Origin of the sequence: Lutibacter sp. (assembly GCF_041562875.1) — a bacterium.
GTDB lineage: Bacteria > Bacteroidota > Bacteroidia > Flavobacteriales > Flavobacteriaceae > Lutibacter.
Genome location: NZ_JBFFOE010000024.1, coordinates 20,972 through 35,533, shown reverse-complemented (window position 1 = coordinate 35,533; position 14,562 = coordinate 20,972). Strand labels below are relative to the sequence as shown.

Annotated in this window: 12 protein-coding genes and 1 tRNA gene; 9 read left to right on the top strand and 4 right to left on the bottom strand. The window is 31.0% G+C overall.

Annotated elements, in window-relative coordinates:
* Positions 1-705, bottom strand: a 705-nt coding sequence (locus tag ABY863_RS05435; RefSeq protein WP_372793253.1) for a DUF2723 domain-containing protein, incomplete at its 3' end; no start/stop codon positions are given.
* 170 nt (positions 706-875) lie between these two features.
* On the opposite strand from ABY863_RS05435, the gene ABY863_RS05430 reads away from it, so the two are divergent.
* Positions 876-946: transfer RNA gene (locus ABY863_RS05430), tRNA-Gln, on the top strand.
* Between the two features lie 823 nt (positions 947-1,769).
* On the opposite strand, the gene ABY863_RS05425 is transcribed toward ABY863_RS05430, so the two are convergent.
* Positions 1,770-2,378, bottom strand: a complete 609-nt coding sequence (locus tag ABY863_RS05425; protein WP_372793252.1) for a hypothetical protein — start codon at positions 2,376-2,378, stop codon at positions 1,770-1,772.
* 435 nt (positions 2,379-2,813) lie between these two features.
* Here ABY863_RS05425 and ABY863_RS05420 point away from each other — a divergent pair, with 435 nt between their 5' ends.
* From ABY863_RS05420 to ABY863_RS05385, 8 genes are all read left to right on the top strand, one after another.
* Entirely contained in the window at positions 2,814-3,836 is a 1,023-nt protein-coding gene (locus ABY863_RS05420; protein WP_372793251.1) for a 6-bladed beta-propeller, read from the top strand.
* The gene (locus ABY863_RS05415; RefSeq protein ID WP_372793250.1) at positions 3,833-5,527 is read left to right on the top strand and encodes a cytochrome c3 family protein; all 1,695 of its coding nucleotides are present in this window, start codon (positions 3,833-3,835) and stop codon (positions 5,525-5,527) included. Before ABY863_RS05420 ends, ABY863_RS05415 begins: the two co-directional genes overlap by 4 nt.
* A gap of 557 nt (positions 5,528-6,084) precedes the next feature.
* Complete coding sequence (locus ABY863_RS05410; RefSeq protein ID WP_372793249.1) at positions 6,085-6,723, top strand: cytochrome c3 family protein; 639 nt, start codon at positions 6,085-6,087, stop codon at positions 6,721-6,723.
* Positions 6,724-6,905: 182 nt separating this feature from the next.
* Complete coding sequence (locus tag ABY863_RS05405) at positions 6,906-7,973, top strand: 6-bladed beta-propeller (RefSeq protein ID WP_372793248.1); 1,068 nt, start codon at positions 6,906-6,908, stop codon at positions 7,971-7,973.
* Between the two features lie 133 nt (positions 7,974-8,106).
* Positions 8,107-8,901 carry a cytochrome c3 family protein gene (locus tag ABY863_RS05400; RefSeq protein ID WP_372793247.1) on the top strand — a complete coding sequence of 265 codons (795 nt, stop codon included), beginning with the start codon at positions 8,107-8,109 and terminating at the stop codon, positions 8,899-8,901.
* Positions 8,898-10,871: a hypothetical protein gene (locus ABY863_RS05395; protein WP_372793246.1), complete on the top strand. Its 1,974-nt coding sequence runs from the start codon at positions 8,898-8,900 to the stop codon at positions 10,869-10,871. The genes ABY863_RS05400 and ABY863_RS05395 overlap by 4 nt, the downstream gene beginning before the upstream one ends.
* 30 nt (positions 10,872-10,901) lie before the next feature.
* Positions 10,902-11,957 (top strand): cytochrome c3 family protein, encoded by a 1,056-nt coding sequence (locus ABY863_RS05390; protein ID WP_372793245.1) that lies wholly within the window; start codon positions 10,902-10,904, stop codon positions 11,955-11,957.
* Between the two features lie 622 nt (positions 11,958-12,579).
* On the top strand, positions 12,580-12,951 hold the full coding sequence (locus ABY863_RS05385; protein ID WP_372793244.1) for a hypothetical protein: 372 nt from the start codon (positions 12,580-12,582) through the stop codon (positions 12,949-12,951).
* Between the two features lie 98 nt (positions 12,952-13,049).
* Here the strand turns inward: ABY863_RS05385 and ABY863_RS05380 are convergent, their stop codons facing one another.
* Entirely contained in the window at positions 13,050-13,763 is a 714-nt protein-coding gene (locus ABY863_RS05380) for a hypothetical protein (protein WP_372793243.1), read from the bottom strand.
* A 10-nt stretch (positions 13,764-13,773) separates the two neighbouring features.
* On the bottom strand, positions 13,774-14,487 hold the full coding sequence (locus ABY863_RS05375) for an OB-fold nucleic acid binding domain-containing protein (protein ID WP_372793242.1): 714 nt from the start codon (positions 14,485-14,487) through the stop codon (positions 13,774-13,776).
* Between the last annotated feature and the right edge of the window lie 75 nt (positions 14,488-14,562).

Below are 14,562 nucleotides of genomic sequence, written 5' to 3'. Positions count from 1 at the left end.
TTTAAACACAAATACCAAAACTAGTATTGAAACTACATTGGCAATAATAAATTGTTTTGGAGTTAAATTTGTGTATCTCTTATAAATATAAAGAAATACAATGGATGGAATTACTAATAAAGATAAAATATGAACTCCAAAAGATAAACCAACTACAAAACTGATTAATAGTAACCATTTGTTTCCCTGCGGTTTGTCCATTTCAGCTTCCCAGTGTAAACCTAACCAAAATAATAATGCCATTAAAAATGAAGACATTGCATATACTTCACCTTCTACAGCACTAAACCAAAAGCTATCAGAGAATGTATAGGTTAATGCACCAACAAGTCCACTTCCTAAAATTGCAATTGAAGTACTTTTAGTTAATTCAGAAGAATTTTTCAGCAATCTTTTAGCTAATGCTGTTATGGTCCAAAACATAAATAGTATGGTAAAAGCACTGGCTAAAGCCGACATAAAGTTTACCATTTTTGCAATCTCAGTAACTTCAGTGGTAAACATTGCGAAAAAAGCACCTAACATTTGAAACAAAGGAGCTCCTGGTGGATGCCCAACTTCTAATTTCACGGCAGTAGAAATATATTCCCCACAATCCCAGTAACTCACTGTAGGTTCAAGAGTTAGCGTATATGTTAATAAGGCAATAGTAAAAGTGGTCCAGCCAAGAATGGTGTTCCATTTAGTAAAATTGAATGAATTCATATCTGATTTTTTATTGAGGCGAATTTAGTAAATATAAACTTAAATATTGAAAGTTAGATTGATATGAAACTGTAATAAAGTATTAAAGTGTTGTTAAATATGATTTATTAAAAAAAAACAAAAATTTATTTGCTGATTTAAAACTTTACATTAAATTTGCAGCCTTAAATTGACCTATGGTGTAATGGTAGCACTCCGGTTTTTGGTATCGTCAGTCAAGGTTCGAGTCCTTGTAGGTCAACTTTTATAAAACGCAATAATCTAAATTATAGATTATTGCGTTTTTTTTATTGAATAATATTCCCGATATCTTAACCTGATTAATAAATAAATTAGGAGCTATACTTTTCTTGATTTGAATCAGATTTAATATTTAAATAAACATAAGATTATCTCATATGTTAACAAAGAAATCCTATGCTCATTTTTGCTGTCTTATTTTTATGATAACTTATAAACAGCTTATTATGGAAAACCCTTTTGAAATTATTGTTGAAAAATTAACTGCTATTGAAAAAAGATTAGAATATATAGAAGATCAATTAGATAAAAAACCTATAAAAAGAAAAAAACTCCTTTAATTACGGATGTAGAAGCTAATGAATACATTTTAAAAAAAGGTAATCGAGAGCTCAAACGATATTGGCATTTAGGGGATTTCCTGCGTATTGAACTATGATGTTTTGTAATAGCATGCTGGCTTTTCGGCAAAAGTGCGTGTAACAACTACTGGGACATGTAAAGGTTGGGGTATGTTTTTGTTGCTGGGGGAAAGGCAAGAAGAGTATTTTTTTAAAAATTTAATTGATCGTGTTCATATTATTAATGAAATTTTATCCTTATCAAATTTTAAAGATTCCAACGATACAAATACAATATTAAAACTTCAAACATGAAATATGTCATTGTTTATTTCTTATTTTGTTAATAAAATATCTAATCATAGTAGATATTTGTTTTTTTAAAATCTATTAAAAAATAAAAGAGGGTTCATTTTTTGAGCCCCCTTTTATTATTATGAAAACCTTGATTGTTTAGTAGGAATTAATTTAACTTTTATAGTGCTAAAATTTCAAAACGCCCCAATTAACAGGACTTGAAATTGTAGCCAATTTTGGCCAATAAAATTGTTTTTCTAAAGCGTTACTCAATTTAAAGGCAATTCCAATATTCAAATTTGCACTTGGGTTTATTTGAAGCTTAGCCCAACTAATTTTAAATTCAATGTTATTGTTTCCATTTTTAAAAGGCAAAATATTAGCCTGCCAATCTGGGTGAATGTTTGCACAGTTTTCCCAATTATAAAATTCTCCTATACCTTCACAATTACTATAGGATGAATGAAACCAATACGTATCGGTATTCCAACTTTTATTTGCGGCTATATTTGTAGCAATAAGAATTTCAGGAGTAACTCTTAAACCTTCCGTAGATACTAAATTTTCAAATGCAATATACAAATACGCAACATCGTATTTATAATTAACAGCAATTGACCAATTAGGTGAAATGTGTATGCTTACACTTTGAGAATCTTTCCATTCTTCACCCAATACGCCATCAATTAATGGGACTACTGTAGTTTTAGGCAAAAGTATTGTATTTTGGGTATAACCTTGAAGCGAAACACAAAACAAAATTAACACTAAGAGTAATGGATAGCTATCTTTCATAAGTTTATCGGTTTAAATGTAACTGCATATTAATTTAAATTCCGTTATAAAATTACTATAAATTCTAAAATAAGTCCTTAGAAAATAATTAAAGAAAAAAAATCCACGCCATGACTGACGTGGACTACCTTATAAAAACTGTTTTACAAATTAATATGAAAAACGTGTTTTCATGGCAAATGTAACTAATTAGTTTATTAAAGCTATGTCAATTAAAATATATAAACTTAATGAAATGTTAAAAATTTAGTAAAAAAATAATTAGTAATTTTTATTTTTTTTGTCGGTTTTGTTTCCGAATTCACCAAAAAATGACTTTGCTAAAGGGGTATTTGTGTATGATATTTGTCAGGGGTTTACACTCTGAAAAGGTTTAATTTCGCCCTGTTTAACGAAAGAACATAACCAGGTTAAATAATAATAACAGCCTTTTCAATGATTCATTATTTTTCACATAAAGTAAAAATACAGGTTGCTGTTGTAGGGTTGTTGATGCTTTTTTTTAATGGCTATTCGCAAGACAGCACTTATGTGGAAATTGAATTTTTTGAAATAAATAAAGTGCAATGGGTAAATCAGATTCCTCCTTTGCAGCAAGACATAAAAAAACAACGAAAAAGATGGCTAAAAAGATTGCTATTTGGAAATAATGATATTTTAGGTCTACAAAAACCAGTGTTGGCAATTCCTGTCAATGCTGCATCCAGTATAATATTGGATCAGGGTAATGGCACTTTATATATATATGAAGAAGACAAATTCGAGATTCCTAAAATAGTAAGAAAACGAGAGGGCAAGTTCACTTCATTGGTAAGTGCCAGTTTACTGCCAAATAAGGATTTATTATTTACGGATTCAAAACTTGATGGTATTTTTAAGTTAACGGAAGATCTTAAGTCAATTGGGCTGTTAAATGACAGCTTAAAATTAAAGCAACCTACTGGAATTGCCTATTCATCCCTAAACAATCAAATTTGGGTTGTTGAAACTGGTGCTCATCAAATTTCAATATTGGATATTCACGGAAATAGAATTAAAACCATTGGCCAGAGGGGAACTGGTAAAGGAGAGTTCAACTTCCCAACTTATATTTGGATTGACAACAAAGGAATAGCTTATGTGGTAGATGCCCTAAATTATCGTATTCAATTATTCGATTCAGCCGGTAATTTCTTGTCTATGTTTGGTGAAAACGGTAATGGGACAGGTTATTTTGCAAGTCCTAAAGGAATAGCTACCGATAGTCATGGTAATATATATGTTGTAGACGCCTTGTTTCATGGGGTACAAATATTTGATGCACAAGGCAATTATTTATATCAGTTTGGAAAACAAGGACGACAAACAGGAGAATTTTGGATGCCTTCAGGAATCTATATAGACACTAATAACTTTATATATGTAGCCGACAGTTATAACAGTCGGATACAGATATTTCAACTGGATATTAAAGAATGAACAAGATAAGCATACTCATATATATTATAATAGGTACTTTATGTACTGATCTTCTAGCTCAGGGAGTTTCTCAATCGAAGCACAATTTGTCGGCTTCGGGTAGGGGAAAGGTAAAGTCGATGGACGACTCTAGAGTATGTATATTTTGTCATACTAGCCATTCAGCCAATCCAAAAGCGCCCATGTGGAACCGAAGACAATCAGGAGCCATTTATACCTTGTATGAAAGTTCAACCTTAGATGCTAAACTGGGACAACCTGATGGTAATTCTATTCTATGTTTGTCTTGTCATGATGGTACTGTGGCATTAGGAAATACTTTTAAAAATTCTAAAAGCATGTCTTTTGCCAATTCCATGACTAAAAGAGGTAATTTGGGTACAGACTTGTCTGATGATCATCCCATTTCATTTGTTTATGATTCCGAGCTCGCTAGTAAAGATGGGAGTTTAAAAGATCCTTCTACCTTGTCTACAAATACCTTAGATCAAAATAATAAATTACAATGTACTTCTTGTCACGATTCTCATAAAAATTTGGAGGGGAATTTTTTAAAACGAACAAATGAATTCTCCGATTTATGTTTTACTTGCCATGACAAACAGTATTGGGGATATAGTAGTCATAATACTTCCACTAAAACTTGGAATGGCATTGCGCCAAACCCTTGGTCTCATTTGAACTCTCCGTATAACAATGTTGCTCAAAATGCTTGTTCCAATTGTCATGATACGCATAATGCATCTGGAAAAGAACGTCTGTTAAAGCGCTTGCCTGAAGAGGAAAATTGTTTCGACTGTCATAATGGAAATGTTGCAGCTAAAAATGTACAGGCTCAGTTTTTTAAACCTTTTAAACACGACGTGTATGCATATACAGGAATTCATGATCCTGTAGAATCTGATATTAATAAAACAAAACATATAGAATGTGCAGATTGCCACAATGCGCACGCTTCAAATTCTAATGATGCAAATGCACCATTTGTTAAAGGAGCTAATATTGGGGTGAAAGGGATGAATCAATCAGGTGTTGAAATTTTTCCTGTTGTGAATGAATACGAAATTTGTTTTAGATGTCATGCTGATAATCCCGTTACTCCTGAACATACCACTCGTTATTTAGGGACTTCTAATACAAGATCAGATTTTAACCCTACCAATATTTCATACCATCCAGTTTTAGAAGAAGGTAAAAATACCAATCCAAGAGGATTGATTACCCCATATAATTCCACTTCTAAAATATATTGTTCCTCATGTCACGCGAGTGATGGAGAAAATGCACCTGCCGGCCCTCATGGCTCTAATTATCCACGTATTTTAAAAGCAAATTACAATATGGATAAAACCCCGCAACTAGGCAAAGGATGGGCTTCATTAATACAAAGCAATTACGCCTTATGTTTTGAATGCCATGACGTTAATACAGTTACCAATATCCATACTGAAATTAGTGAAGGGCACTTTATGGAAACTATTAGTTGTAACGCTTGCCATGATCCTCACGGGTATGAAGGAGGTACTTTATCTGAAAATGCATTCGGAATCAACTTTGACCAAACAGTGATTCAACCCAACCCCATGAATGGACGAATGATTGATTTGGATCAAAAAAAATGCTTTATGACATGCCACGATCCAAACGGAGTGGTAAATTACACACATAAACAAGAAGGCTCCAACTATTAAGAACCTTCGTTGCTAAATGAGGAAAGATTGTAGCAACCTACGAAACAATCTATTAATTTATACAATAATTGTTATGCTTTGTAACAACCATGCAATGAATATTCCCGTTAATTCGTTATGCTGAAATTTTTATTCTAAGCTTTTTTGTCATACACAGAGTGTTTCGGTATTCTGAGTGGAGTTGAGGAACAAACGAAACAAAGTTTACCACAATTAGGCCATAAAAATGAAATAATTAACCATTCGTTAACAAAATAAGCAGAAAACTAACAAAATATTTTTATTTAGAATTAGTGTAAATAAGGTAAAACACTAAAAATAAGTACAATACAAAACGCGCATAATTTCAAAAAAAATAAACGCAAAAAAAATAAATACCAAATATTTATAAAAACGTGTATTTTATTAACAAGGACACACCATTTGTTTATTAATAAGACATTGTGTAACTAATATGACATAGATCAGGTTTTCCCTTTAAATGACACTGTAATTTTATCCTAAGATATTTGAATCAATAAATTAAACAATTAACAATTAACAATTTTTTTTACCTTATGAAAACAAAAAACATATTTTTAACTTTAGCATTAGTATTAAGTACAACTTTTGCTTTTGCTCAAATTACAGGTTCTGCCCATGATTTTTCTGGTGCAGCTTGGAATGATGCCTCAAGTGGCGAAATTTGTAATGCATGTCATACACCTCACCAGGGAGATGTTGCTGCAGCTGCTCCACTTTGGAGTAGAGCAATAACTGCAGGTGCTTTTACAGCGTATACTTCAGCAACATTTACTGCAAATGATGCTAATACTGATACAGCAGGAACTGGATTAGCTTATTCTGCAACACCAAGTGGTGTTTCATTATTATGTTTAACTTGCCATGATGGTGTTAGTAAACTGGATTATACAGGTGTTGCTGCAACAACAATGACTATTCAGAATGCAGCGGCTGTTAGAAATGGTGGTAATGACGAGCACCCAATTTCTATCGATTATAATGCTAATTTAATTACTGCTGATGGTGGGTTACAATCTGTTGCAACTGCTTTACCTAGATTAAGTGCACAAGGTACAGTAGAATGTTCTTCTTGTCATGATGTTCATGGTTCTTTTGATAATACAGTTGGAGGTGGTTTATTAGCAGCAACAAATGCTAACAGTGCATTATGTACAACATGTCACGCTAAATAAAACTAATTTTATTTTATAAAAAAAAGGCGATTTTTTAATCGCCTTTTTTTTATGTTTAAGAAATTAATATCTCCTGTTTTATAGTGGTTATACCTGATTATTGTCATAGTAAATATACCGCCCTTTACTTACTTTTGAAGGGTGTAACATGGTGGTGTAAAACTGCCCTAAATAGAATTTATATGAAACCTAATAATATCATCATATTTTTAATTTTAGCAGTAGTGCTTTTAGTTAGCTCTTGCTCTCCTAAGCTTGCCAATACTGAGACTTCCCAGCCAAAGGTTTTTTATCCAGCTGTTGAAGATTCTGCAAAAATTCAATTTTTAACATTTTATAGTTACTCTTCTAACTTGGAAGAAAAACGTTCTAAATTTCAAGAAAATATTTTAGGGAAGCAAACCGATTTTGAGATTAAGAAACCCTATGGTGTAGAAATTAAAAACAATAAATTATATATAAGTGATGTAGGTACGGCAACCATTACAATTTTAGATCTTACTAAAAAAACATTTAGAGCATTTAATCCCCAAGGAAACGGAAATTTAAGATTACCTGTAAACTCATTTATAGATGATGAAGAAAATTTATATGTAGTAGATATTCTTCAAAAAAAAATATTTAAATATGATAGCAATGGGAAATACCTGCTAAATTTTGGTTTAAGTGAAAACAAAGCACCATCTGATATTTTTATAAAAGATACTAAAGTTTGGGTTTGTGATTCAAAGAACAACCGCATAAATGTGTATGAAGAAGGAAGTAATAAGTTTTTATATTATTTTCCTGAATCAATTGAAGGTAATGATGATTGGTTGTACAGCCCAACAAACATATATGTTTCTAAAAACAAAGTATATGTTTCAGATATGGGCTCAGGGAGTGTTAAAATTTACACACATGAAGGTAAGTATTTAAATACAGTTGGGTCGTTTGGTCAAAATATGGGTCAGTTTGTGCGGCCTAAAGGAGTTGCAGTAGACAATGATGAAAATTTATATGTTGTTGACGGTAGTTTTCATAATACCCAAATATTTAATAAGGAAGGAGAGTTATTATTGTTTTTTGGAGGTGCTACCGGAGATAGAGGAGGACAATATTTACCAACAAGTATAACTATAAGCTACGATGTAGAATATTTTAAACAATTTGTAGACCCTAAATATGATTTAAAATACCTGATTCTTGTTGCAAACCAATATGGCAATTATAAAGTAAATGTTTACGGGCGTATAGAATTAAAAAATTAAGATTAATTTTTTAATAAAAAATGTGCTATTAATGTCAAAATTCTAGTTTAAAAGACAACAACATTAGCGCCACATTTAGGCAAGGGAGATGATTAAAATTGAGAAAAATTATTTTGTTTTTTTACTGTTGTGTATGCTTGTTGCATGTTCACCGGAAATAGGGCATAATGTTAAAACGTTCTTTTTTGATGGTGTTCCTCCAATTCAAGAAGAATATACGCCAATAGTTGTAATTGACAGCTTGTCTATAAATCAAGATAGTACCTTTGTAATTGAAAAAGCAATTGTTAAATTACAACACCCTCCTTACGAAGAAAAAGCCTGTTTTGAATGTCATGACCGTGGTGCTATGGGAAAACCCAAAATGGCTTTACCTGAGCTTTGCTACCAATGTCATCAAAAACAAGAAGACAAATACAAATTTTTACATGGGCCTGTAGCTTCAGGAAATTGTACCCAATGCCATAGCCCACATAAATCTAAAATTGAGAAATTACTACTTAAAGACGGTCAAAACTTATGTTTTGAATGTCATCAACAAGAAGATGTATTGGGTAATAGTATCCATGCTAAAATTGAAGACAAAAAATGTATAGAATGCCACAATCCACATGGGGGAGATAATCCGTTATTATTAAGAAAAAATACTTGTTTTGAATGTCATGAAGATTTTGAAAAAGACACTAAATTCTCACATGGTCCAGTTGCATCAGGTAATTGCAATAGTTGCCATGAGTTACATAATTCAACCTCAAAAAGCTTATTGGTTCAAAGTGGTAACGGTCTCTGTTTAAATTGCCATAACCAATCAGATATATATAATACGAGCTATCATAAAAATGAGAAAAAAAATACGTGTATAAGTTGTCATAATCCACATGCAAGTAATCAAAAGTATTTGCTGTTAAAATTAAACACTAACCAATGATAAAGTATAAAATATCACTTATTTTGTTATTAGTTACTTTTTTGGGGTTAGCTCAAAATAATAATTTTACGCCAAAAATTTGGAAGTTAACTTCTTTATCTGGTAGTATTAGATTAACAGGCAGCTATAATATTGCAACTTACAGCTTTGAGGATAATATGTTAGGTAATACTGAAAACCAGATAACCCTTTCTCAAATGTCAGCAGGTGTGTCATTATTCACTAAATCATATGTTTACCATCCAAATTTATTATCATTAGATATCTCTGGAGGATATGATCCAAAAGCAATGAAACATCAAGAATTAGTGCAACCAGATTACGCCACTAACAGTACTTCTAAATTTATTAATGTTAGGTCTCAGATATTAAAAAAAGGAAAATTCAATGTGAGTCCATTTTTTAATTACAATGAAAATTATGTAAATAATGAGAACTTTACCAGTATAAAAAGTGTTTTTAAAAATTACGGTACAGCTGTAAATTTTACTAATAAATACTTACCAATATTGGTGAATTACAACAATCTAACATCCAACCAGTTAGAAATTCAATCCAATAGAAGGTTGGTAAGAGAGGAATCTATTCTAAATGCTAAAACATCTAAAGATTATGGTGATAACAATAGCAGCAGCCTACATTATTCAAGGAGTAATTATAAAAGTGGAATTGAAGGTTATAGCATAAATGAAAATACCACTCAAAATATGAGTTTTACCAATATTCTAAATTTTAAAACAGCTAAAAAAGGGTATTTTAGAACTATGGCTAATTATACTGATTTTAAAACTAATAAAAATAAAAATAGTAGAATCTCCATTAATAATGGTTTAGCCTTAGAGCTTCCCAAAAATTTTAAGGTAGTATCAGGCTATCTTTATAATTTAATTAATAATGGCGATCAACGTGAAAAAGATCATAATATACAAACAAATTTATCTCATCAGCTTTATGAAAGTTTGGCTTCCAATATTTTAGTTGAATATGGACATCAAGACCATGATTTTTTTAAAGAATCTAAATTGAATTATCAGCTAAATCTGAATTATTCCAAGAAACTTCCATTTAAAAGTAATTTGAATGTAAACTATTCATACGGTAAATATCATATTCAAAGAGAAGGGGATGAATTTTCGCTGCAAATAGTTAATGAAAGCCATGTGGTTTCTGATATAGAGATTGTACTTCTAGCAAAGCCAGAAGTTGATTTATATTCTATTGTAGTTAAAGATGTTACCAACACCATTAGATATCAGGAAAATATAGATTATATTTTATTGCAAAGTGGAAATTTTATTGAAATTAAAAGAGTGCCTGGAGGTTTAATAGAAAACAATGCATTTATCTTAATTGATTATTCTTCTATGCAACCTAATTCCTATAACTTAAATAGCAACTCAAATAATTTGGGTATAAATATGTCTTTTTATAAGAGTACGGTACAAATTTATTGTAATATTTCTAAAAAAATTTATGATGATTTTGTAGCTGTAGATTACTTAACACTAGATGATTATACGAGACGTAGATATGGCTCTAAACTTAAAATTTGGAATTTATCAGCTGGGGTGGAATATGACAATTATGAAAGTAGCACAGTTCCTTTTGAAACCTTAAGTTATTTTGTGAATATAAGCGGTAAATATAAAGATAAATTATTTTTTTCAGGTACTTATAATAATATTAATTATCTATCTATTGGTCTTGAAGGTAGAGAACAAATATTAACTTATTTAAACGGAAACATCTCGTATAGGATTAGCCATAGGTCCAATTTAAATTTTACTATTGGGTACAGAAGGCAACAAACAGCGCAAAGTGATTTGGGTTGGTTGAGCGGAAGAAGTGAATTTAAAACCAGAATTAATTCTCTTGAACTTGGAATTAATTTAAGCATGAATCAAAGAATACAACAAGATCAAAAGACCAACTTCTTAGGCGGAAATATTATTATAGCAAGAAAATTCTAACCCCAAAAATAACCTTATAAAAGCAAAATTATGAAAACAATCAGAACACCAAAAAAAGTAGCAGGAGCCTTGTTTTTCCTGGCAGCTATATTTATAAGCACAGGGCTTTTTGCCCAGGGTACAAATACCTGTTTAGAATGCCATAGCAATAAGGTGAGTAAAGAATTTGTTCATGGGCCAACAGGAACAGATTGTACCAGCTGTCATGAGCCCACAGGCGTAAAACATTCTAACGAACAAACAACAGGAGGTTTTAAGCTTTTTGCCACTGGAGCAGAAATGTGTTATTCATGTCATACAGAACTCCCTGAAGAACATAAGGCTCGTTATGTTCATAAACCACTTAAAACAGGAAACTGCACTGGATGTCATGACATTCACTCGGCAGATAATCCAAAACAATTGATTAGTAAATCGCCCGATTTATGTTTGTCCTGCCATGATAAATTTGTTGCGAAAAAAGAATTGGCTACTACCATACATACACCTTCATTTGATGGTGAGGCATGTACTAAATGTCATAGTCCACATGGTTCTGACCAAAAAAAATTGTTACTTGGTGAAAGCAAGGATTTGTGTTTAAATTGTCATAACAAAATAATTAAAAGAAAGGATGAAACTTTAATTGCCAATATTGGTAAACATATTGAAGAAAGCTCTCATATTCACAAAGCATTGAATAAACGATGTACCTCATGCCACAATCCACATTACTCAGAAAGACCATTAATGTTAAATGAAAATTTCCCAATAGGGTCTTATGCCAAAGGTGTAGAAGGAACTTTTCAATTGTGTTTTGATTGCCATGATACCGATTTGTTAAATGTTGAAAAAACTTCCACTGGAACCATGTTTAGACAAGCTGACAGAAATTTACATTTTTTACATGTGAATAAAGAAAAAGGTAGAAACTGTACCACTTGTCATGATTTACACGCTGCAGACAATAACCAATTGATTGCAAAAACAGTTAAGTTTGGACGTTGGGATATGCCGTTAAATTATGTTCCAACTGATGATGGAGGTACTTGTGCTACTGGATGTCATAAAGAGCAAAGTTATTCAAGAGGTGAAATAATAAAGTAAATTAAATATTTAAAAAAATATAGATTATGTAAAAAAAACCGCTTTTTAGCGGTTTTTTTTTATGATTATTTAAAAGACCTATTGTTGTAACAGAACAGCTCATTAATTCTCAAGGAGATTCTAAAAAAACAAAATTAATTGGACTAATTTTTCAGTATATCAATTTTAATAACTGTTTTTTTGATTATTTCTTTCGAGTTTTGGAGCTATAATTTAAAAACAAAATAAGGCAAACAAGCTTCTTTTGTTTTTTTAGGTATTAATTCTGCTTTTTTTCTTTGAGCTGCATTTCTACTGAGTGATTTTATTAAAATATTTTGGAATAGGATGGTTTTTGGCCATTTTTCAGATAACAATAAATCAAAGATTGTAATTATTAACAATCAAAAAATCAACAAAAGAGTATAAAAACATAATAAACGGCACGAAAAACATAACAAATGGTAATTATATTTTTTTTATTCAATTTTAGTTAGTACATTCGATAATAGATGTTGATAACATTCAATATGTTCACATACTTATAAGTAAAATATATTTCATCAAAATTCTTAATTAATAACCCTATTAATTATTTAGTGTGCCTAATTGCGTTAAATAATTAAGATTAATTTACTTTATTATGAAAAATTTATTATTTATTTACTTGTTTCTTATTGCTTTTACCTCATTTTCCCAAGAATCAACTAATATTCATAAATCAAAAATAGCTAATAACGAGGCGTACTCTTTTATTCCCCCTACAAAACTTCTTAATAAGGAAATTTGGAGTCGAGTTGCAGATACACGTTTTGAATGTAATTTTTTAAGACTTGCTGTTGAATATCAAAATAGTGAATATATTCTTTATCAGATGGATGGTAATAAACTTGAATTGAGTAGAGCTTCAGAATATAAAATTATTGGAGAAGAAATTGCTATGAATACTTTTAGTGTTTCACCTGCTTTTTCTGGTAGTACTAAAACAAATAGTGTAGCAAAAGCTTCGTTTTAATCTTCATATTAAATAACCTATAAAAAATACCGCTAGCTTCAGAACAGGCTAACGGTATTTTTAGGTTTTTAAGCAGTGTTAATTTTGCCAATAATAACTTATTTAATAATTGTTGCTTTTTCCAATATAACTTTATAAAAATAGCCAGCACCAAAATCTTTGTCTAATGATAGTGTACCTTCAAAAACTACTATGTCACCTACTAGTACATTTTCTTGTGATGTAATCATTAAATCATAAGAACCTTCAAACTCTGTTCCATCCTGAAAATGTATCCAGTTTTTCCCCATAATAGCCTGAGTAAACTTAGTTACTTCTCCCTTAATTTTTATTTTTTTTCCGGCATAGTTTTGTTTGTTTTCAAACAATTCAGCAATACGAATTCCTCCTTCAATTTCTTCAATAGTTACTTCTAGTTTATTTAAGGTAGGTTGTTTCCCAGTTTTAACAGTTTCTTTTGTTTTGTTAGGATTAACCAACCCCTTTTCAGGATCAATAGCATCAGCATTGGTTATAGAATTTAGAAATACTACTTCATCAAATGTTCGGTTTAGTTCTGTACTTTTAAAATCGGGCATAGTCATACCGCCTTTGTAATAATATACTTCTCCCAAATTGGCTTCCATTCTAGGCACTGCCAACCATTTTTTAGTGCCGTTTTCCAGCACATTTAGATAGGTGTAAGAATCTACTTGCAATACCTCCTGAACAATTACTTTTTTTAATCCGCTTTCAGCATGTGGGTTTTGAGCAATTCCTATGCTACTAAATAAGAAAATACTCGCTATTACGATTGTTTTTATAAATTTCATTAGTTTATTATTATTTAATAAGTTCTGTATTTTCAACTATAATTGTATATAAATAACCCGCGCCAAAATCTTTATTTAAAGCCACTTTTCCTTTAATAGTTATAACATCACCTACTTTTACTTCAGATTTAGTGGTTAAAGTCAGGTCAAATTCTCCATTAAAATCTGTGCCATCCTGCAAGTGAATCCAGTTGAGGTTCATAATAGCGGGGTTATATTTAGTTACCTCACCTTTTAAAGTAACTACCGTATTGTTATATTTTTCTCTGTTTTTAAAAAGTTCTGCAAGACTAATTCCTTCTGTTGCAGCTTCAATGATAACTTCCTTTTTTTCAATAATTGGCTTAGTTGCTTCCTTAGTTGTATTTTCAGGATGTGGGTTTTCTGTTAAAGGAATAGTAGCTTCTTCTAAATTGTCACTTATTCTTTCCACAAAATACACTGTTTCAAAAGTTTTCCCAAGATCCTTACTTTCAAAATTTTTCATTTCCATGCTTTTCCCATAGTAATACTTTTTTCCTATTTCCACAGGTGTTGTTGGGGCAGCAATCCAGCTTTCTTGGCCTTCTTCCAAAACTCGGATATATGAATACTCATTTACATGCAATACTTCTTGAACAATAACTTTATGTACAGCTGATTGTTTGGATTCATCCGCTTTTTGGGGAGAATCACAGGAAGCGAGTACAAAAAATAGAAATAAAAAGGTGAAAGATAATTTCATTTTCTAAAGGTTTTAAAAATTATTAATTAGTGCAACAAATATATATGATTAAAGCTATCTTAACGCTGACAATTA

What these genes read in the sequence shown, in the direction of transcription:
- ABY863_RS05425 (WP_372793252.1), bottom strand. Translation starts at nt 2,378, where the DNA reads ATGAAAGATAGCTATCCATTACTCTTAGTGTTAATTTTGTTTTGTGTT.
- ABY863_RS05420 (WP_372793251.1), top strand. Translation starts at nt 2,814, where the DNA reads ATGATTCATTATTTTTCACATAAAGTAAAAATACAGGTTGCTGTTGTA.
- ABY863_RS05415 (WP_372793250.1), top strand. Translation starts at nt 3,833, where the DNA reads ATGAACAAGATAAGCATACTCATATATATTATAATAGGTACTTTATGT.
- ABY863_RS05410 (WP_372793249.1), top strand. Translation starts at nt 6,085, where the DNA reads ATGAAAACAAAAAACATATTTTTAACTTTAGCATTAGTATTAAGTACA.
- ABY863_RS05405 (WP_372793248.1), top strand. Translation starts at nt 6,906, where the DNA reads ATGAAACCTAATAATATCATCATATTTTTAATTTTAGCAGTAGTGCTT.
- ABY863_RS05400 (WP_372793247.1), top strand. Translation starts at nt 8,107, where the DNA reads ATGCTTGTTGCATGTTCACCGGAAATAGGGCATAATGTTAAAACGTTC.
- ABY863_RS05395 (WP_372793246.1), top strand. Translation starts at nt 8,898, where the DNA reads ATGATAAAGTATAAAATATCACTTATTTTGTTATTAGTTACTTTTTTG.
- ABY863_RS05390 (WP_372793245.1), top strand. Translation starts at nt 10,902, where the DNA reads ATGAAAACAATCAGAACACCAAAAAAAGTAGCAGGAGCCTTGTTTTTC.
- ABY863_RS05385 (WP_372793244.1), top strand. Translation starts at nt 12,580, where the DNA reads ATGAAAAATTTATTATTTATTTACTTGTTTCTTATTGCTTTTACCTCA.
- ABY863_RS05380 (WP_372793243.1), bottom strand. Translation starts at nt 13,763, where the DNA reads ATGAAATTTATAAAAACAATCGTAATAGCGAGTATTTTCTTATTTAGT.
- ABY863_RS05375 (WP_372793242.1), bottom strand. Translation starts at nt 14,487, where the DNA reads ATGAAATTATCTTTCACCTTTTTATTTCTATTTTTTGTACTCGCTTCC.